This is a genomic window from Citrobacter sp. FP75 (genome assembly GCF_018342065.1).
Classification (GTDB): Bacteria; Pseudomonadota; Gammaproteobacteria; order Enterobacterales; family Enterobacteriaceae; genus Citrobacter.
On the sequence record NZ_JAFDOE010000003.1, the window covers coordinates 634172 to 652301 of the forward strand.

At 53.3% G+C, this 18130-nt stretch carries 20 protein-coding genes and 1 riboswitch; of the genes, 12 read left to right on the forward strand and 8 right to left on the reverse strand.

All coding sequences use genetic code 11. The features are described from left to right. Positions 1-14: 14 nt before the first annotated feature. From pduJ to pduA, 8 genes are read right to left on the reverse strand one after another with little or no spacing between them, the layout of a single operon-like run. Positions 15-290: a propanediol utilization microcompartment protein PduJ gene (pduJ, locus tag JQ822_RS14250; protein WP_001057752.1), complete on the reverse strand. Its 276-nt coding sequence runs from the start codon at positions 288-290 to the stop codon at positions 15-17. 19 nt (positions 291-309) lie between these two features. After that, the gene (locus JQ822_RS14255) at positions 310-660 is read right to left on the reverse strand and encodes a glycerol dehydratase reactivase beta/small subunit family protein (RefSeq protein WP_213134010.1); all 351 of its coding nucleotides are present in this window, start codon (positions 658-660) and stop codon (positions 310-312) included. After that, on the reverse strand, positions 650-2482 hold the full coding sequence (locus JQ822_RS14260; protein WP_213134011.1) for a diol dehydratase reactivase subunit alpha: 1833 nt from the start codon (positions 2480-2482) through the stop codon (positions 650-652). The genes JQ822_RS14255 and JQ822_RS14260 overlap by 11 nt, the downstream gene beginning before the upstream one ends. Before the next feature lie 15 nt (positions 2483-2497). Beyond that, a complete protein-coding gene (pduE, locus tag JQ822_RS14265) occupies positions 2498-3016 on the reverse strand; it encodes a propanediol dehydratase small subunit PduE (protein ID WP_213134012.1) in 519 nt (172 codons plus the stop codon). A 14-nt stretch (positions 3017-3030) separates the two neighbouring features. Further along, a complete protein-coding gene (locus JQ822_RS14270; protein ID WP_213134013.1) occupies positions 3031-3705 on the reverse strand; it encodes a propanediol/glycerol family dehydratase medium subunit in 675 nt (224 codons plus the stop codon). Between the two features lie 10 nt (positions 3706-3715). Next, positions 3716-5380, reverse strand: a complete 1665-nt coding sequence (gene pduC / locus JQ822_RS14275; RefSeq protein WP_213134014.1) for a propanediol dehydratase large subunit PduC — start codon at positions 5378-5380, stop codon at positions 3716-3718. Positions 5381-5398: 18 nt separating this feature from the next. Then, a complete protein-coding gene (gene pduB, locus JQ822_RS14280; protein ID WP_196210279.1) occupies positions 5399-6211 on the reverse strand; it encodes a propanediol utilization microcompartment protein PduB in 813 nt (270 codons plus the stop codon). Then, the gene (gene pduA, locus JQ822_RS14285) at positions 6211-6492 is read right to left on the reverse strand and encodes a propanediol utilization microcompartment protein PduA (RefSeq protein WP_003030255.1); all 282 of its coding nucleotides are present in this window, start codon (positions 6490-6492) and stop codon (positions 6211-6213) included. The genes pduB and pduA overlap by 1 nt, the downstream gene beginning before the upstream one ends. A gap of 525 nt (positions 6493-7017) precedes the next feature. Between pduA and pduF the strand changes: the two genes are divergently transcribed. From pduF to JQ822_RS14345, 12 genes are all read left to right on the forward strand, one after another. Next, positions 7018-7827, forward strand: coding sequence for a propanediol diffusion facilitator PduF (gene pduF, locus JQ822_RS14290; protein WP_213134015.1), 810 nt, complete (start codon positions 7018-7020; stop codon positions 7825-7827). A gap of 202 nt (positions 7828-8029) precedes the next feature. Further along, entirely contained in the window at positions 8030-8941 is a 912-nt protein-coding gene (gene pocR / locus JQ822_RS14295; protein ID WP_213134016.1) for a transcriptional regulator PocR, read from the forward strand. Positions 8942-9275: 334 nt separating this feature from the next. Continuing rightward, positions 9276-9450: riboswitch (cobalamin riboswitch) on the forward strand. A gap of 88 nt (positions 9451-9538) precedes the next feature. Then, positions 9539-10918 carry a cobyrinate a,c-diamide synthase gene (locus JQ822_RS14300; protein WP_213134017.1) on the forward strand — a complete coding sequence of 460 codons (1380 nt, stop codon included), beginning with the start codon at positions 9539-9541 and terminating at the stop codon, positions 10916-10918. Beyond that, positions 10915-11874: an adenosylcobinamide-phosphate synthase CbiB gene (cbiB, locus tag JQ822_RS14305; protein WP_213134018.1), complete on the forward strand. Its 960-nt coding sequence runs from the start codon at positions 10915-10917 to the stop codon at positions 11872-11874. Before JQ822_RS14300 ends, cbiB begins: the two co-directional genes overlap by 4 nt. Before the next feature lie 10 nt (positions 11875-11884). Further along, positions 11885-12517, forward strand: a complete 633-nt coding sequence (locus JQ822_RS14310) for a cobalt-precorrin-8 methylmutase (RefSeq protein ID WP_213134019.1) — start codon at positions 11885-11887, stop codon at positions 12515-12517. Beyond that, positions 12514-13662, forward strand: coding sequence for a cobalt-precorrin-5B (C(1))-methyltransferase CbiD (gene cbiD / locus JQ822_RS14315; protein WP_213134020.1), 1149 nt, complete (start codon positions 12514-12516; stop codon positions 13660-13662). Before JQ822_RS14310 ends, cbiD begins: the two co-directional genes overlap by 4 nt. Further along, positions 13647-14252 carry a cobalt-precorrin-7 (C(5))-methyltransferase gene (locus JQ822_RS14320; RefSeq protein WP_213134021.1) on the forward strand — a complete coding sequence of 202 codons (606 nt, stop codon included), beginning with the start codon at positions 13647-13649 and terminating at the stop codon, positions 14250-14252. The genes cbiD and JQ822_RS14320 overlap by 16 nt, the downstream gene beginning before the upstream one ends. Further along, positions 14242-14811, forward strand: a complete 570-nt coding sequence (locus JQ822_RS14325; protein WP_213134022.1) for a decarboxylating cobalt-precorrin-6B (C(15))-methyltransferase — start codon at positions 14242-14244, stop codon at positions 14809-14811. The genes JQ822_RS14320 and JQ822_RS14325 overlap by 11 nt, the downstream gene beginning before the upstream one ends. Then, positions 14804-15577 carry a cobalt-precorrin-4 methyltransferase gene (locus tag JQ822_RS14330; protein WP_213134023.1) on the forward strand — a complete coding sequence of 258 codons (774 nt, stop codon included), beginning with the start codon at positions 14804-14806 and terminating at the stop codon, positions 15575-15577. Before JQ822_RS14325 ends, JQ822_RS14330 begins: the two co-directional genes overlap by 8 nt. Next, a complete protein-coding gene (cbiG, locus tag JQ822_RS14335) occupies positions 15558-16613 on the forward strand; it encodes a cobalt-precorrin 5A hydrolase (protein WP_213134024.1) in 1056 nt (351 codons plus the stop codon). The genes JQ822_RS14330 and cbiG overlap by 20 nt, the downstream gene beginning before the upstream one ends. After that, positions 16613-17338, forward strand: a complete 726-nt coding sequence (locus tag JQ822_RS14340) for a precorrin-3B C(17)-methyltransferase (protein ID WP_135321458.1) — start codon at positions 16613-16615, stop codon at positions 17336-17338. The genes cbiG and JQ822_RS14340 overlap by 1 nt, the downstream gene beginning before the upstream one ends. Then, entirely contained in the window at positions 17335-18120 is a 786-nt protein-coding gene (locus JQ822_RS14345) for a cobalt-precorrin-6A reductase (RefSeq protein WP_213134025.1), read from the forward strand. Before JQ822_RS14340 ends, JQ822_RS14345 begins: the two co-directional genes overlap by 4 nt. The last annotated feature ends 10 nt before the right edge of the window (positions 18121-18130 follow it).

Here is an 18130-nt window from a genome sequence, read left to right on the forward strand (position 1 = left end):
CTTGTTGCGACGGTTTAGGCGGATTTAGGTAGAATTGCTTCGACGTCGCTGTGTGGACGCGGGATAACGTGGCAGGATTTCACCTCACCAACGGCGCTGGCGGCAGCGCTCCCCGCATCTACAGCGGCTTTAACCGCACCGACGTCACCACGAACCATGACGGTGATAAGGCCTGAACCAATTTTTTCGTAGCCAACCAACTGCACGTTAGCGGATTTCACCATGGCATCAGCGGCTTCAATAGCGCCGACAAGCCCTTTTGTTTCAACCAGTCCCAGTGCGTTATTCATACTGCTTTTCTCCTGTGGATTATGAGTGGCATTCCCTGAAAGGGATGCCTTTAACCAGCCGCGCAGCGTTATTACCAATGCTCCGTCGAGCGTGACTATCTTGTTGATACATCAGCGTAAAAAGCGGTGCTGAGGTCGGTAAGTTTTTATAGTGCACAACCAGCGTTTCCCGGTTGCATCCGATGCCGACGAGCAGCGGTGACTGACATGCCGCCAGCCATGCACTATGGATAATGTCAGTGGAGTGACATTCCCTGATCACAAAAGGGATCCCTTCTTCTTCAATACCCAGCAGGACGTCATTCCAGAGTGAAGTGCAGTCTCCCTGGGCGAAGATCACGATAGCCGGTGCGCTGAGGTTACTTTCCATGAGCGAACGCCTTGTACCAGGAGAGGATTAGCCCAGTTGCAACAGCGTTTCGCGGGCCTTCGGTGCCGCGAATATTGCCGCGGCCCGCAACCAGCCGGTAGTGCGCCAGCGCATCCGTCACCAGTTGAGGAACCTCGAAATCCAGGGAAGAGCCGCCAACCAAAACCACAAACGGAATGTCGCGAATATTGCCGGTTGGGCTAACCTGGCGGAGTGCCCGCAGCGCGTTAGTGACAAAAACACGTTCTTTGGCGCTGCGGCGAATGGCGCGAACTTTTTCCAGCGTCAGGTCCCCAGGTAATGGCACCAGTTCATCGGGCTTCACCACACAGACTCGGGCAAACACCGTTGGCGGCAGAGGGGAGGGGAAGAACTGAACGCTGCCGTCTTCGTGGCGAAGGTGAAACAAACTTTCAACTTTCGCCAGCGGGTATTTTTTGATTTCCTCGGCGAGATAGCGGTCATCCAGTCCCAGTTCACGGGCAATGATCATCGTGACCATATCGCCAGCTCCCGCCAGGTGCGTGGCAATAATTTCGCCTTTCGGGTTTATGATGGAGGCATCAGTCGAACCCGCGCCGAGATCCAGAATGGCCAGCGGACGCGTTGTGCCCGGCGTGGTTAGCGCGCCCAGAATTGCGGCTTCAGCTTCAGCGCCGCCTACTTGCACATCAATATTGAGTTTTTGCGTGATTTCCTGGGCAATCATCGCCATTTGCAGGCGGTCTGATTTCACCATTGAAGCAATACCTACCGCTTGTTCCAGCGAAAACTCTCCAGCTAGCCCCCCCGTCACGCTGACGGGAACGGAGGTATCAACCGCCAGTAAATCCTGAATGAAGATTTCATGGCTGGGCTTGTTGGTTAATTCCGCCATGGTCTGGCGTACGTGCTCCAGCATGCCGCCAATATTGGTTCCCGCTTCGCCAGTGACATTATCAAGATGTGGGCATTCGCCTACCGCTTTCATAATGGCTTCTGCGCCCGCTGCAACGTCGACGCGAATGGTACGTCCTTGCGACTGAAGTTCGAGGTTTCCGGCAGGAATGGCGCGCGCCTTCACATCACCCGACGGTGTTTTCACCACCACCGCAGATCGGTTGCCAATCAGGGCGCGTGCCATGGGGACAATATTTTTAGTCTCTTCCGCATTCAGGTTAAAAACGGTCGCAATCCCGTAAGGGTTAGAGAGCGTTTCAATCACTTTTCCGGGGACCGCGACCTCAATGGCCGCCAGCATTCCTAACGGGATACGGTCGATATAGAGCACTTCGTCCACGATGGGCAGCGGCGTAGTAAGACGGTTGCTAACCAGCACGCCATCGTCCTGCTGCAAAATAACGCCTGTAAGCTGATATCCGGCGCGAACGGAAGCATTAATCATGGTGGCGACATCGGCAAAATCGAATGCTGATGACACCACCAGGATGTAAGGAATATCCGCCGGACGGGTTAACAACTCTTCCGGCGTGATCGTGACGCCAACACCTAACCCGACCCCACCCGGCGTTTTAGGGTTGTGACCGATCATGGTCGATTCGGTGATGATGGTTTCGGTGATCGTCTCCATCGCCACATCACCAATGACTGGCGTGGCTTCGTTAATTCGGATGAGTGAAATATCGCTGACATTGATGCCTGCATTTTTTGCAGCAAGCGTAAGCGCCTCCTGAATACCAAACACATTACGTAATGTGCCCTTAATTCCAGTCGTTTCTGCCAGTGCGCTGGTTGTAATGCTCAGCGTGCCAGCGTCATCCAGGGTCGCAAGGGCGACTTCTGTTGATGAGTTGCCTATGTCAATGCCAGCTATATATCGCATCATTTTTCCCTAAAATTAATCGTCACCTTTAAGCTTCTTACGCTCTACGTACAACACTGCCGCTTCACGCACGAAAGCTGCGCAAATCTTTGCCTGATAACGTTTTTCGAGATCGTCGGCGATGGCCATCAGCTCGTCTTTGGTCGAGCGATACGGGCGCAGCGCGTTATAGATTTCAAGGATGCGATCGTCAGGTACTGCGGTCAGTTCTGCGGCACGTTCAAAGTTCATCGCCAGCCTGTCACGTCCGGCATCTTTGGCTATTTCAGCCTGGAGGCGCAGCGTTTCAGGGGTGATGCGCATGTCCTGTGCGGTCACTTTGTTGCTCAGCACATTTTCGAGCGTGAAGTCATCCAGCGTTTTGTTGGTGGCGGTTTTTACCCACTCAGGATGTTTATTTGCGAGCGGGTAATCCGTTACTTTCGCGGTGTGTACTGAGGAGCCAGTCGCAGCTGGAGTGACGGTCTCACCCTGCAGGCTGTTCATCCGGCTCAGCACATCCCGAACCATCGATTCAATTGCGTCGGTATTCATGGAGTTATCCTTTATCAAAGCGCCACGCGCAGTTCCTGCGGGTTTTTGCCCGTCACGACGTATTTGGTCTCTTTAATATGCAGAATGGCCGATTTCGCCTGGTACTTCGGACGCGCCATCTGATCATTCAACGTAGGGACCGGCTGCGGAGATTCACGCTTGGCATAACGCGCGGCGTTCTTACCGATCTGACGGTAGGTTTCCAGCGTCAGAAGGGGAGCCTGAGGAAACAGCTCCAGATTTGAAAGCGGCGGTAACCCCTGCTGGTGGATAACCGTGGTGCCTTTGGACTGGATGCCGATTGAAATACCGGAGCCACTCAGACGGTTGCCTTCTACGGCAACAAACGCCACGTCGGAGGATTTAAAGCAGCGGATGACGCGCGCTTTAATACCTTCTTCTTCAATACCGGCAATCACTTCGCGCAAGATATTCTTGTGCGGAATGCCGACAATATTGGCTGTCTGCGAGAGGCCAAACGCTGGCCCTACGGCAATAATGACTTCGTCCTGCTGCTGGCCCTGTTTGGCTTCGCCAATTTCGGTCAGAAAACTGTCGCTTTGTACCGCTGCCGCCTGTGGCATGCTTGCCGCTGTAGATGAGCGGAAAGAGACAGGTTTGTCACTGGTCTGCATTTCAGACAGCACATCTTCAATTATCTGGCGCAGCAGCTTTTCATTGATTTCCATTTTTCACCCCTTAGCCAAGCTCGTTGGGATCAAGTGCGCCAGGGATGTTTTTGATCTCTTCCCAGCGTTCGCCTTGCAGGCGATAACCTGTTGCCGGACCGGCATAGTCGTTGACGTCATTGACTGCGGATAGCACTTGTCCACTGCCGACGATAATGGCGGAGGTATGCAGATAGTCTCCGGTTAACTTGGCTTTCTGGATATTGAGCATGTCCTGAGCAACATCGGTAAAACCACCCTGGGCAAGGGCTTTCACCACTTCCAGCCCGTTGCGGTTTTTGCTGATGATCTCTTGCGCAAACTTAATGTCTTCAACGATGTTACGCTCCGGCATATCTTTCGAACCGTGGGCGTAAGTTGCGGCTTCCACTTCTTCATCGGTGATTGGCGGCAATCCCATTCCGGCAAATACGGCCTGCAGTGCACGCGCCGCTTTGTTACGAATGGCGATAACGTCTTCTTCACGAACCGGACGCAGACCACCGTCTACCTTCAGGTCACGCTGGAGAACGTTGTAGTCGTCAAAGTCCTCGGCATCCTCGTTAGAACCCGCAAACATGTTGTCGTAGTTCGGTACAGCGGAATAACCGGAAGAGATGAAGTCAGTACCAGGCAAGAACTGCATCAGCAAACGCGCAGTACGACGCATGTCCGAGTGGGTAAAGGTTTGGTCGTTGCTGGAGGCGCATTCCAGATCCAGAGAAGAACAGATCAGGTTTTCAGCCAGCACCGCACGAATACCCGACGGAACAGCGGAAGGCACGCCGATACAGCTTACTGAACCGTTTTGCAGACCCTGTACGCCAGCGGCTTTGGTGATGTAAATGCAGCGGGCTTCCAGATACAGCATGGATTTGCCTTCGGCATATCCCATCTGAACCTCTGAACCGGAGCCGGAGGTAAAGCGCATTTTAAGTCCGCGCGAGGCGTAAGAGGAGGCCAGGAAGCCTTTTGACCATGGGGTGTCGTCGCCATCGGTAAAGACCGGCTCAGTACCGTACACGGAAATGGTTTCTGCATAGCAGGTGTGGCCTAGCATGCCGAGTTTCAGTTCGGTGGCTTCTTCCAGTGAGCACTGGGTTAATACGCCAGGACGGCCAACTTGTGAACCGACCAGCAGAGCAATGGCGTTAAACGGGGCGTAGCGCGCGACGGCAACGGTTGTTTCCTGCTCGTCAAATCCACGCCATGCGCCTTCTGCAGCATCGGCCGCAATCTGCACCGGGTTGTCTTTAACGTTGGTGACGTGCGCTTGTTGAGAAGGAGTACGACGAGCACGCATTTTTTGCATCGACATCATCATCTCGACGACGTTCATATGCGAAACCACTTCGACAATTTTCGCCGGCGTCATCGCGGTGGTCAGCGGAACAATGTCTTTGCGCTTCACGTTAGGATCGCAAAGCATATTGGCGAGTTTGACGGAATCCATTGCCATGACTTCTTCCGCACGCGCCAGATTAATACCGTAGCGGGCAATAAAATGGTCAATCAAATCAAATTCACTGGCGGCCTTACCATCCAGTTCGGTGACCATACCGTTAACGATTTTGATAGACGGTTTCGGGTCGTTCGGGCTTTCCATCGCAATGAAGCCTTCTTCGATCCACTCCTTAACGAAGCCGTCCTGATTCACAGGGCGTTTCGCCAGTGCTTCAAATCTTTTCGATCTCATGAATCAGCCTCACGGGTATCAGATATAGGACGGACGATCGTTTTTCGGCTCTGAGCCGAGAGTCCCGAGTACGGTTTTACCGATTTCGCGGGCGGAGATAACGGCCTGGCGTACGGCGCCGGAATCACCGGAAATGACCAGAATGGCTTCGTTACTGAAGCTGGTGCCATGGGCCGGGGAGCTATAGGCCACCACTTCTACGTTGGCCGATTTCAGTGCGGTATCGGCCATCAGGACACCAACGGATGCCGGTGCGCCGACGATCACGCCGCAGGCACGGCCAATGGGTGCGCCAAAAGCTTTTTCCAGCGCATAGCTGGCGCGTGCGGTGTATTGCATTTCGATGTGACCGGCTTCATTGGCGTAGACATCGCCGAATGTGCGATCCAGCTCTTTCAGTGCGACTTCAATTCCGCGTTTCACGTCGGAAACATCGTTGCCGCCCAGGATAATCAGCGATCCATGGCCCGCGCCGCCTTTGGTATCACGGGGAAGCTCAATACTGACCACTTCGGTATTGGTGGCTTTTACCGCTTCATCGGCGGCCATGATATGTGGGCCAGCGCCGGTACGGGCGCCAAGGATGCCAATGGAGCGATAGCGTTTTTCAAGTTTCATCGCGTCCAGTAAGGCGCTGTCGACGTTTGCGATCACCAGACCGACGGTGTCGCCAATCGCGGTGCCGACAAATTCCGTTAAACTGCAGCTCTTCTCTGCCATAGCCGTCTCTCGTGTTGGATGATTGTTTTCAGGGATAGCCTTGTGTTCCGGCGTTGCCACACGAGCAATCACCTGCGCCATGATCTGTTCAACCAGTTCATTGCTGCTCATCAGCTAATTCCCTTCGGTAAGATTTTTTCGACATCGGTATGAGGGCGTGGGATCACGTGTACGGCTTTCACTTCCCCCACGTTACGTGCGGCTGCGGCACCTGCATCTGTTGCTGCTTTTACCGCGCCAACATCACCGCGCACTATTACGGTGACCAGTCCTGAACCAATTTTTTCGTAGCCGACCAGCATCACATTGGCTGACTTCACCATTGCATCTGCGGCCTCTATGGCTGCAGTCAAGCCTTTGGTTTCTACCATTCCTAACGCTTCTTGTTGCATAAAGACCTCGCCTGGGTTGTTCCGATTTTCATGACTATAAAAAGAAGCGAGGAAAAAGAATGGCTGACTTGAAACTGAGAGTGAAAAAATAGTGAGTGAGTCGTGATATAAAATTGCCAGGAAATTATATATAATTTTGTTTTTTAAAGGTTTTTTTAAATTTATATGATGTGAATATTTGGCTTTATCAATACCAAATTTACATTTTTGCTAGTGACAAGATAAATATGATTTGCTATGCGAAAAAATGAATTTGTGATGTTCGTTTGAAAACGGAAAACTGCTATTGGCAATATTTTATTATTTTTATGATGCGCTTTTAATAGGGTCAAGGCTCGTTTTTGTTGGTGTTTTTAATAAGATTGATAGCAAGAATTTGCTATCACTACACGATTTTAAAAAGGTTGTAGTGCTCAGGTTGCCAACAATTTGCCGACGGCGCTTTTTATAGTAAGCCTTGAAGTATTCTACTGCCAGCAGGGAGTCCGCTGGTACAGACACGAACTCTGCTTAGAAGGTGTCACAATGAACGATTCACTAAAAGCGCAATGTATTGCCGAGTTTTTAGGTACCGGGCTATTTCTGTTTTTTGGCATCGGATGCCTGAGCGCCCTTAAGGTGGCCGGTGCGAGTTTGGGATTATGGGAGATATGCATTATTTGGGGACTCGGGATTTCGCTGGCAGTCTACCTGACTGCCGGAATTTCTGGAGCACACCTCAATCCTGCCATTACCATCGCGCTGTGGCTGTTTGCCTGTTTTCCTGGGCGCAAAGTTTTACCCTATACGGTAGCGCAAGTGGCGGGTGCCTTTGGCGGCGCGTTGCTGGCCTATTTGCTGTATGGCAGTTTATTTATTGAGTATGAGACGGCAAACCATATGGTACGCGGTAGCCTGGAGAGCCTGCAGCTTGCCAGTATTTTTAGTACCTATCCGGCGGCCGCGCTTAGCGTCTGGCAAGCGGCGCTGGTGGAGGTGGTGATCACGTCCATTCTGATGGGCATGATTATGGCGCTGACGGATGATGGCAATGGGGTTCCTAAAGGACCGCTCGCACCGTTGCTGATTGGCATCCTGGTTGCCGTCATCGGTGCATCTACAGGCCCGCTCACGGGATTTGCCATGAATCCGGCGCGTGATTTTGGTCCTAAGCTTTTTGCCTGGTTTGCCGGATGGGGAGATGTTGCGATGACAGGGGGACGCGATATTCCATACTTTATCGTTCCAATTGTTGCCCCCATCATCGGTGCTTGCGCCGGAGCAGCAATTTATCGCTATTTTATTGGCAAAAATTTACCGTGTAATACCTGTAAGCTGGAGGAAAATGAGAGCTAGCTTCACGGAAAATGTTTATTTTTGAGATGTAAAAACTGATTTCGTGATCCGCTTTCCTGAACTACTTAAAAAGTCTCCCCACAATGGGAGACTTTTGTTATGGTCCATTACGCCTTTTATCATTGCTTCGGATAGCGAGATGAAAAGTGAATGTGAATAATATGTTTTGTTTATAACAATAAATTAACTGAGAGGTTTTATCATGATTTCTGCGAGCGCCCTGAACTCAGAACTCATTAATAAAATCGCACAGGATTTTGCGCAGGCCACCAGTCTGGCCGTTGTGGTGGTCAATATTCACGGTGATGAAATTTCTGAACTCTTTAATTTTACCCCTTTTTGCCAGTTGATGCGCCAACACCCGCAGCACAGTACGCGATGCCGTATGAGCGATCGCTGTGGGGGACTTGAGGCATCAAAATCTGACCAACCATGTATTTATCGCTGTCATGCCGGCCTTACCGATTTCTCTATCCCTTTAGTGATTGCCGGGCATTTGGTTGGGTTTGTTTTATGCGGCCAGGTGCGCTTAAGCAATGATGTGGGTCTGGTTGATATTTTGAATGTCGACGACCGCTGGCAAGCCGATCCTGAACTGGTCAATGAGTTTCGCAATGTTCCAGAGATGGACTATTCTCGGGTCATCGCCTCTGCAGATTTACTGAAGCTTATTGTGGAAAATTGCCTTAAAAAACAATTGAATTTTGTTGTTATTAAAGATAATCCACCGCAGTCGGAGTCGGCGCACCCAGCTCGTAGTCCGACCCCTCATGACAGTAAAATGAAAAAAGCGCTACGCTACATCGATGCGCATTTATCGGATGAGCTTCGCCTTGAGGATGTAGCTTCGCATGTTTATCTCAGCCCCTACTATTTCAGTAAGCTGTTCAAAAAATACCAGGGGATTGGTTTTAATGCCTGGGTAAACCAACAGCGAATGGCGAGTGCAAAAGAGTTGCTTTGTCACAGTGACTGGAGTATCGCCAGCATTGCGCGAAATTTAGGCTTTTCACAAACCAGTTATTTTTGCAAAGTTTTCCGTCAGACGTATCAGGTGACACCGCAGGCTTTTCGCCAACAAATTAATGTTGTTTCGTCTGAAGAGTCAGCCTAAATAGCAATAATTTGCTATTGCCGATTTTTGATATCGTTCTGTATGTCCGTCATTATAAAATGAAAAATAAGGATAGCAGGCAATAAATTGTCATAGCGCAACAAAGTAATAGTGTTGGAAGGATAAACTGCACCAGTTTTTATTTTTGTGATGAGATACAGTGTCTGTGTGAATGCCTTTCTTTATTATTAGTTAAAGCTTTCATTCGGAATGTAAACATAAGAATAAACTTAATGATGCCAATAACATTGGCTGAATGAACGCAAGAAGATATTAAAAATGAATTTTTGTCATGAGGTGTGATAATTCATCTCATGCCAGGAGCTTAATAGAATAGGCTCCTGAGCTGACAGGTCTGCCACGTTTGTGGTAGGGAAGGGGGTGAGAATCCCCCGCAGCCCCCGCTGCTGTGATGCTGACGACCCCGTATAGACCACTGATCGCAAGATTGGGAAGGACGGGCGAGAATGACGCTAAGCCAGAAGACCTGCCTGTCAGTGACTACCAACAACTTCGGTGGGAAGTGGGTTGCTCAGATGCATACAGTCGAAAGACTGGGTATCTCTATACCCCTACCACCCTGAACAGGATCAGGGTATGGCGGCTAATTTTCGCGCGTTTGTTCTGGCAGGTACCGGAAGCGGCTGTGGCAAAACCACAGTGACGCTGGGCCTGTTGAGTCTGCTGAAAAAACGCGGTTTGCGCGTCCAGCCTTGCAAAGTAGGTCCAGATTATCTGGATACCGGCTGGCATACCGCTGTATGTGGCACGGCTTCCCGCAATCTTGATAGCTTCATGCTCCCCGCCCCCACGCTGAACGCCTTGTTTCGTGAGCAGATGCAACAGGCTGACATTGCCGTCATTGAGGGCGTCATGGGGCTGTATGACGGTTATGGCACGGACCCCAACTACTGCAGCTCTGCCGCGATGGCGAAACAGCTGGGTTGTCCGGTTATTTTGCTGGTGGACGGTAAAGCGGTCTCAACGTCAATTGCGGCAACGGTGATGGGGTTCCAGCACTTTGATCCCTCGCTGAATATTGCCGGTGTAATTGTTAACCGGGTAAACAGCGAAACGCATTACCAGCTACTCAAGGTCGCGATTGAACGTTACTGTTCGGTACCGGTATTGGGCTATGTTCCTCGTGTCGATGGCGTGGCACTGCCCGAACGTCATCTGGGACTAGTCACCGCACGTGAATCAATAGTTAACCAACTACCGTGGCATGAATTTGCCGCAACGCTCGAGCAAACGCTGGATATCGACGCGCTGCTGGCATTAAGCCGGTTAGACACCTTCCCCATGGGTGAATGGCCTGCGCTTCCTGCTGCTGATGCCGGTGCAGGGCTAACGCTTGCCATTGCCGATGACGAAGCGTTCAACTTCTACTACCCGGATAACATAACGCTACTGGAGCGTACGGGGCTTAACGTTGTCCGTTTTAGCCCGTTGCACGACACCTGCTTGCCCGACTGCCAGATGATCTGGTTAGGTGGCGGATATCCTGAGTTACACGCTGCAACGCTGGCCCGCAATGTTTCGATGCTTGAACAGTTGCGTGCGGCGCATCAGCGCGGCGTGGCTATTTATGCAGAGTGTGGTGGTCTGATGTACCTCGGTAGTTCGCTGGAGGATAGCAACGGCGATACCTGGTCGATGGCAGATATCATTCCAGGCCACAGCAAAATGGGCAAACGTCTGACCCGATTCGGCTACTGCGAAGCGCAGGCCGAACAACAAACCTTACTGGCAGCGCCCGGAGAGGTGCTGCGTGGGCATGAATTTCACTACTCCGATTTTACCCCTCAAACCCAGGCTGTGATGAATTGTCGCAAAGTTCGCGATGGCAAAACGTTACAGGCATGGTCCGGCGGCTGGCAGGTTGGTAATACGTTTGCCAGCTATCTGCACGTTCATTTTGCTCAGCGCCCTGAAATGCTCAATCACTGGCTGGCTGCGGCAAGGAGCGTGCTATGACTCTGCTCGCGTGGTGTGTTGCCTGGCTGCTTGATTTCATTATTGGCGATCCGCAGAGCTGGCCGCATCCGGTACGCTGGATCGGCAATCTTATTACCGCCGTGCAGCGAGTGGTGCGGCGTTACTGCCATAGCGACCGCGCGCTGCGTATCGGTGGCGCGGTGATGTGGGTCGTGGTGGTTGGTCTGACCTGGGCCGTTTCCTGGGGCGTACTGGCGCTGGCGCAATCCATTCATCCCTGGCTTGGTTGGGGCGTCGAGGTGTGGATGATCTTCACCGTGCTGGCCGGGCGCTGCCTGGCGAACGCCGCTCTGGATGTCGAACGTCCGCTGCGCACTAATAATCTCGCGCAAAGTCGGGAAAAACTCTCCTGGATTGTGGGACGTGATACTTCCCAATTACAGCCAAAACAGATCAATCGCGCCGTGGTGGAAACCGTCGCTGAAAACACCGTTGACGGCATTATTGCTCCGCTGTTCTTCCTGTTCCTTGGCGGTGCTCCTCTGGCGATGGCTTATAAGGCAGTGAATACGCTGGATTCCATGGTGGGTTACAAACATGAAAAGTACCGCGCTATCGGTATGGTCAGCGCGCGTCTGGACGATGTTGCGAACTTTATTCCAGCCCGGCTGAGTTGGCTGCTGCTGGGCGTGGCGGCATTTTTGTGCCGTAAAGACGGCTCCCGCGCTTTACAGATTGGCTGGCGCGATCGCTACAACCACAGCAGCCCAAATTGCGCGTGGTCGGAGGCCTCTGTCGCCGGGGCATTAGGAATTCGGCTGGGTGGTCCTAACGACTACTTTGGCGAGCGCGTTGAGAAACCGTGGATTGGTGATGCACAACGAGACATTTCAGTAGACGACATTTCCCAAACGATACGATTGATGTGGGTAGCATCGACCCTGGCCCTGGCGCTATTTATCGCGCTGCGGTGGCTGTTGGTCGGTGTCGCCTGAGGACAAAACGATGCAATACATTCAGCAACCCCAGGCGATTGAAGCCAAAAGTTTCGACATTATTGGCGAGATTATTCGTGAAACCCGCTCGGACTACGAGTTTGCCAGTCCACTGCATGAGGCCATCATCAAGCGGGTTATCCACACCACCGCGGACTTCGACTGGCTGGACATTTTGTGGTTTTCCAGTGATGTGCTGGAGCAGTTCTGTGCCGCACTAAGTCGCTCCAGCGTGATTTACACCGATACCACGATGGCCCTTTCCGGGATCAATAAAACGTTGCTGGCAAAATTTGGCGGTGAATGCCGCTGCTATATCAGCGACCCGCGCGTCGTACGTGCGGCAAAAGAACAGGGAATCACCCGTTCGATGGCGGCCGTCGACATTGCGGTGCAAGAAGAGGGCGAAAAACTGTTTGTCTTTGGCAATGCGCCGACGGCGCTTTTCCGGCTGCTGGAACATGATGTTGCCGTGAGCGGCGTGGTAGGCGTACCAGTCGGGTTTGTCGGTGCTGAGGAATCTAAAGATGCGCTGACGCAGAGCAATCTACCTGCCATTGCCGCGTTGGGCCGCAAAGGGGGAAGCAACGTCGCGGCTGCTATCGTCAACGCCATGCTCTATCACATGCAGGGGGCGCGATGAGCGACCAACCCTTTGACGCACCGGTATGGCACAACGGTAAAGCGCTGCGTAAAGGGTACACCACTGGATCGTGTGCGACGGCAGCCGCCAAAGTGGCTGCGCTGATGGTATTGCGTCAGCATTTGATCCATCAGGTTTCCATTGTCACGCCGTCCGGGGTCACGCTGTGCCTGAACGTTGAGTCGCCGCACATTGAAGGACAGCAGGCGATTGCCGCCATTCGCAAAGACGGTGGCGATGACGTGGATGCCACCCACGGGATGCTGATTTTTGCTCGCGTAACGTTAGACGACAGCGGGGAAATTGCGTTGCAGGGCGGAGAAGGCGTCGGCACGGTCACCCGTAAAGGAATTGGTCTGCCGGTGGGCAGTTCGGCGATTAATCGCACACCGCGTCAGACTATTGAGTCAGCGGTTCGCGAAGCGATCGGCCCGAATCGTGGGGCACAGATTGAAATTTTTGCGCCAGAAGGTGAAGAGCGGGCGCAGAAAACCTATAACTCGCGACTGGGTATTCTGGGCGGCATTTCCATTATTGGCACCACCGGCATTGTGACGCCAATGTCGGAAGAGAGCTGGAAGCGCTCACTGTCGCTGGAGCTGGAAATCAAACGCGCGGCGGGACTGGATCGCGTGGTGCTGGTGCCGGGTAACCACGGTGAACGTTTCGTCCGCGAACAGATGGGGATCGACACGCAGGTTGTGGTCACTATGAGCAACTTTGTCGGTTATATGATTGAAGAGGCGGTACGTCTTGGATTCAAACAAATCGTTCTCGTCGGGCATCCGGGCAAGCTCATCAAAATTGCCGCAGGCATTTTCCATACCCACAGCCATATTGCCGATGCGCGTATGGAAACCCTGGTGGCCCATCTGGCGCTACTCGGTGCGCCGTTGGAATTACTGACGCTGGTCAGCGACTGTGATACCACCGAAGCGGCCATGGAACACATCGATGCCTACGGTTTTCAGCATATTTATGACCATCTGGCCAAACGTATTTGCATGCGCGTCCTGCAGACCTTGCGGTTCACGAAAAACCCACCGACCTGCGACGCCATCATGTTCTCTTTTGATAACCAGATCCTCGGCAGCAACCGTCCAGTCACAGAGATTGCGCAGGAGATGACATGCTTACCGTTGTAGGGATGGGACCGGCGGGGCTGCATTTGATGACCCCCGCAGCGCGCGACGCGGTTGCCACGGCGGATGTGTTGGTTGGCGGCAAACGGCATCTGCAGCAGTTCCCGGATTTTTCCGGCGAACGGTTTGCCCTCGGCGCCAATATTCCGGAGCTATTAGCGTGGATTAGCGAGCATCAGGAGAGAAATGTAGTGGTACTGGCATCTGGCGATCCGCTGTTCTACGGCATTGGTACCCGGATGGTGGCGCATTTTGGCATTGAGCATGTGCGCATTATTCCCGGCATCAGCGCGGTGCAATATCTGTGCGCACAGTCCGGTATTGATATGAACGATATGTGGCTCACCAGCAGCCACGGTCGTAGCGTCTGTTTCGATGAACTGGCACGACATAACAAGGTGGCGATGGTCACGGACGCCCAGTGCGGCCCGCGTGAAATCGCGCAGCAGCTTATTGCCCGGGGTAAGGGACATCGCTGGATGGTGATTGGCGAAAACCTGGCAATGGAAAACGAACGCATCCGCTGCCTGCCGCTCAGTGAAGTTAATACCGACTATGACATGAATGCAGTGGTGATCCTCGATGAAAGATGAGCTTTTTCTGCGTGGAGAGAAGGTGCCGATGACCAAAGAAGCGGTACGCGCACTTGCCCTCTCAAAACTTGAACTACACCGCGCCACTCACCTGATTGATATTGGTGCAGGGACCGGCAGCGTATCGATAGAAGCGGCGCTGCAATATCCGTCGCTACGCGTTACAGCGATTGAGCGTAACCCGGCGGCGCTCAGGCTACTGGACGAAAATCGCCAGCATTTTGCCTGCGCCAACATCGATATTTATCCCGGTATTGCGCCGATGACCATCGCGGAAAAAGCCGATGCCATCTTTATGGGCGGCAGCGGCGGTCACCTGACCGACCTGATTGACTGGTCGATGCGTCAGTTGCATCCCGCCGGGCGACTGGTGATGACGTTTATTCTTCAGGAAAACCTGAATACCGCGCTGGCGCATCTGGAACATCTTGGCCTGCAGGGTGTGGATTGCCTGCAAATGCAGGTTTCATCTCTGACCACGCTCGGCAGTGGTCACTATTTCAAACCGAATAATCCCGTTTTTGTTATCGCCTGTCAGAAGGAAGGAAACCATGTCTGAGATATTTGATCCCCGTAGTGTGTGGTTTGTTGGCGCTGGTCCTGGCGATCGCGAACTGATTACCCTCAAAGGTTATCGGTTGCTGCAGCAGGCACAGGTGGTTATCTATGCCGGATCGCTGATTAACACTGAACTGCTGGAGTATTGCCCGCCTGGCGCGGAGTGTCACGACAGCGCCGAACTGCATCTGGAGCAGATCCTCGACCTGATGGAAGCCGGCGTGAAAGCAGGTAAAACGGTTGTGCGCCTGCAAACCGGCGACGTCTCGCTGTACGGTTCGGTTCGTGAGCAGGGCGAAGAGCTGACCAAGCGCGGGATTGAATGGCAGGTAGTACCTGGCGTCAGCGCGTTCCTTGGCGCGGCGGCGGAACTCGGTGTTGAGTATACCGTGCCTGAAGTGTCGCAGAGTCTGATCATTACCCGTCTGGAGGGGCGTACACCGGTACCGGAGCGCGAACAGCTGGAGTCGTTTGCCAGCCACCAGACATCAATGGCGATTTATCTTTCCGTCCAGCGTATCCATCGGGTCGCTGAGCGTTTGATTGAGGGCGGTTATCCGGCGACCACGCCAGTGGCAGTCATCTACAAAGCGACCTGGCCTGAAAGCCAGACCGTACGTGGCACCCTTGAGGATATTGGCGACAAAGTGCGCGACGCGGGGATCCGCAAAACGGCGCTTATTCTGGTCGGCAACTTCCTGGGCACGGAGTATCACTACTCCAAACTCTATGCGGCGGACTTTAGCCATGAATACCGTAAAGCCTGAGTCTATTGCGTTGTTCTGCCTGACGCCCGGCGGTGTGGTGCTGGCTAAGCGTCTGGCGGCAATGCTACCGGTGACCTGTTTCACCAGCGAAAAGCTGCTGGAGGAGGGGTTTATTCCCTTCGAAAACGGCTTTGCCAATGCTGCCCGCGACGCGTTTGCGAACTATTCGGCGCTGATTTTTATTGGCGCGACCGGTATTGCGGTACGCGTACTGGCCCCGCTGGTTAATGACAAATTTAGTGATCCGGCGGTGGTGGTTATTGATGAGCGTGCGCAGCATGTCATCAGCCTGCTGTCTGGCCACGCGGGTGGCGCTAACACGTTGGCGCGTTATCTGGCGGGTATGTTGGGTGCCGATCCGGTGATTACAACAGCGACGGATGTGAATGATATGGCGGCCCTCGATACGCTAGCGTTTCAGCTGAATGCGCGAATGACCGATTTCCGTTCGGTGGTAAAAATCGTCAATCAGATGCTGGTCAGCAACAAGCGGGTTGGCTTGTGGTGGGACGACGAGCTGGCGCAGGACGTTAGTCATTGTGACCGTCGTGGTTTTATCACGGTGACTGACCTGCACCAACTCCCTGAGCTGGATGCGCTGATTTGCATCACGTTACGTACCGATCTACCCGAACTGCCTCTCCCGCACTGGAAGCTGGTGCCACAACGGGTAGTCGCCGGAATTGGCTGTCGTCGCGATACGCCGTTTCCGCTGTTAGCCGAACTGCTTTCTCGCCAGCTTGAAGCCCAACGGCTCGATCCGCTGGCGTTAAAAGCAATCGGCAGCATCACGCTGAAAAAAGATGAACAGGGGCTTATTCAGTTGGCTTCCTGCTGTCGCGTACCTTTCGAAACCTTTACTGCTGACGCGCTGCGTGAGCATGAACATCGTTTTCCTGCCTCATCGTTTGTTCGTAAAACGGTCGGGACGGGAAGCGTCTCCGGTCCTGCAGCCTGGCTGTTGAGTCATGGAAAACTGTTAGGCGAGACCCTGCGTGAACAGGGCGTCACTATTACTTTGGGAGTTTCACACTGATGTTAACTGTAATTGGAATTGGCCCTGGCTCGCAGGCAATGATGACCATGGAAGCCGTTGAAGCATTGAAGGCGGCAGAGATTATCGTGGGTTACAAGACGTACACCCACCTGGTTAAAGCTTTCACCGGTGACAAGCAGGTGATCAAAACCGGGATGTGTAAAGAGATCGAACGCTGTCAGGCGGCGATTGAACTGGCGCAGGCCGGTCATAACGTGGCGCTAATCAGCAGCGGCGACGCCGGAATTTACGGTATGGCCGGGTTGGTACTTGAGCTGGTCAGCAAGCAGAAGCTGGATGTTGAGGTCAAGCTGATCCCGGGGATGACCGCCAGTATTGCCGCCGCCTCTTTGCTCGGCGCGCCGCTGATGCACGACTTCTGCCATATCAGCTTAAGCGATCTGTTAACGCCGTGGCCGGTAATTGAAAAACGCATAATTGCCGCCGGCGAAGCAGATTTTGTTATCTGTTTCTACAACCCGCGTAGCCGCGGCCGCGAGGGGCATCTGGCGCGCGCGTTTGAGCTGCTTTCTGCCAGCAAGAGCGCACAAACCCCAGTGGGGATCGTGAAGTCAGCCGGACGTAAAAAACAGGAAAAATGGCTGACTACGCTCGGCGAAATGGACTTTGAACCGGTGGATATGACAAGTCTGGTGATTGTCGGCAACAAAACAACCTACGTTCAGGATGGCCTGATGATCACGCCACGCGGTTACGTGCTGTGAATTACGGTGATGTGCTGGTCATGGGCGGCACCAGCGATGCGCGCATGCTGTGCCAGCAGTTGGATGCAGCAAACGTGGCTTATACCCTGTCGGTCGCAACCCCGACGGGGAAACAGCTGGCGGGCGATATCAAAGGTCAGGTGCGCTGCGGGCGTCTGGAGCGGGATCACATGATTGCCTGGCTGCAGGAAAACCGTACGCGCTGGGTGATTGATGCCTCGCATCCGTATGCCGAAGTTGTGAGCCGTAACATCATGAGTGCCTGTGAAGCGGCGGGCGTGCTGCTGAGCCGCTATCAGCGCCCTGAGCAACTGAGTGACCTGACGCACCCGCATCTGTACACCGTACAGAGTATTCAGCAAGCCTGCGACGTGGCGCGCGATTTCGGCGAGCGCGTGTTGTTGACGACCGGCAGCAAAGATTTGGCAACCTGGCGCGCGGGGCTGCCGGAAAAAACGCTGCTTGCCCGTGTACTGCCGGTGCCTGACGTTATCCAGCAATGCGCAGATTTAGGATTTGGCGTCGGTGAGATCTTTGCCCTGTGCGGGCCGTTTAGCGCTGAGTTTAACGCTGCCTTTTACCGTCAGTGCCAGGCTGATGTGGTGGTAACCAAAGCCTCAGGCGCAGAAGGTGGTTATCAGGAAAAAGTACAACCCTGTCTGGATGCCGGTATCCCGTGCATCGTGATTACACGTCCGGCACCGTTGGTGACGGGAGAAGAATTACTGGAAAGTCAGGCTGCATTTGCGGCGCGTTTAACGCGCTGGCTGGCCGAAGCTTAAGGAGTTAGAG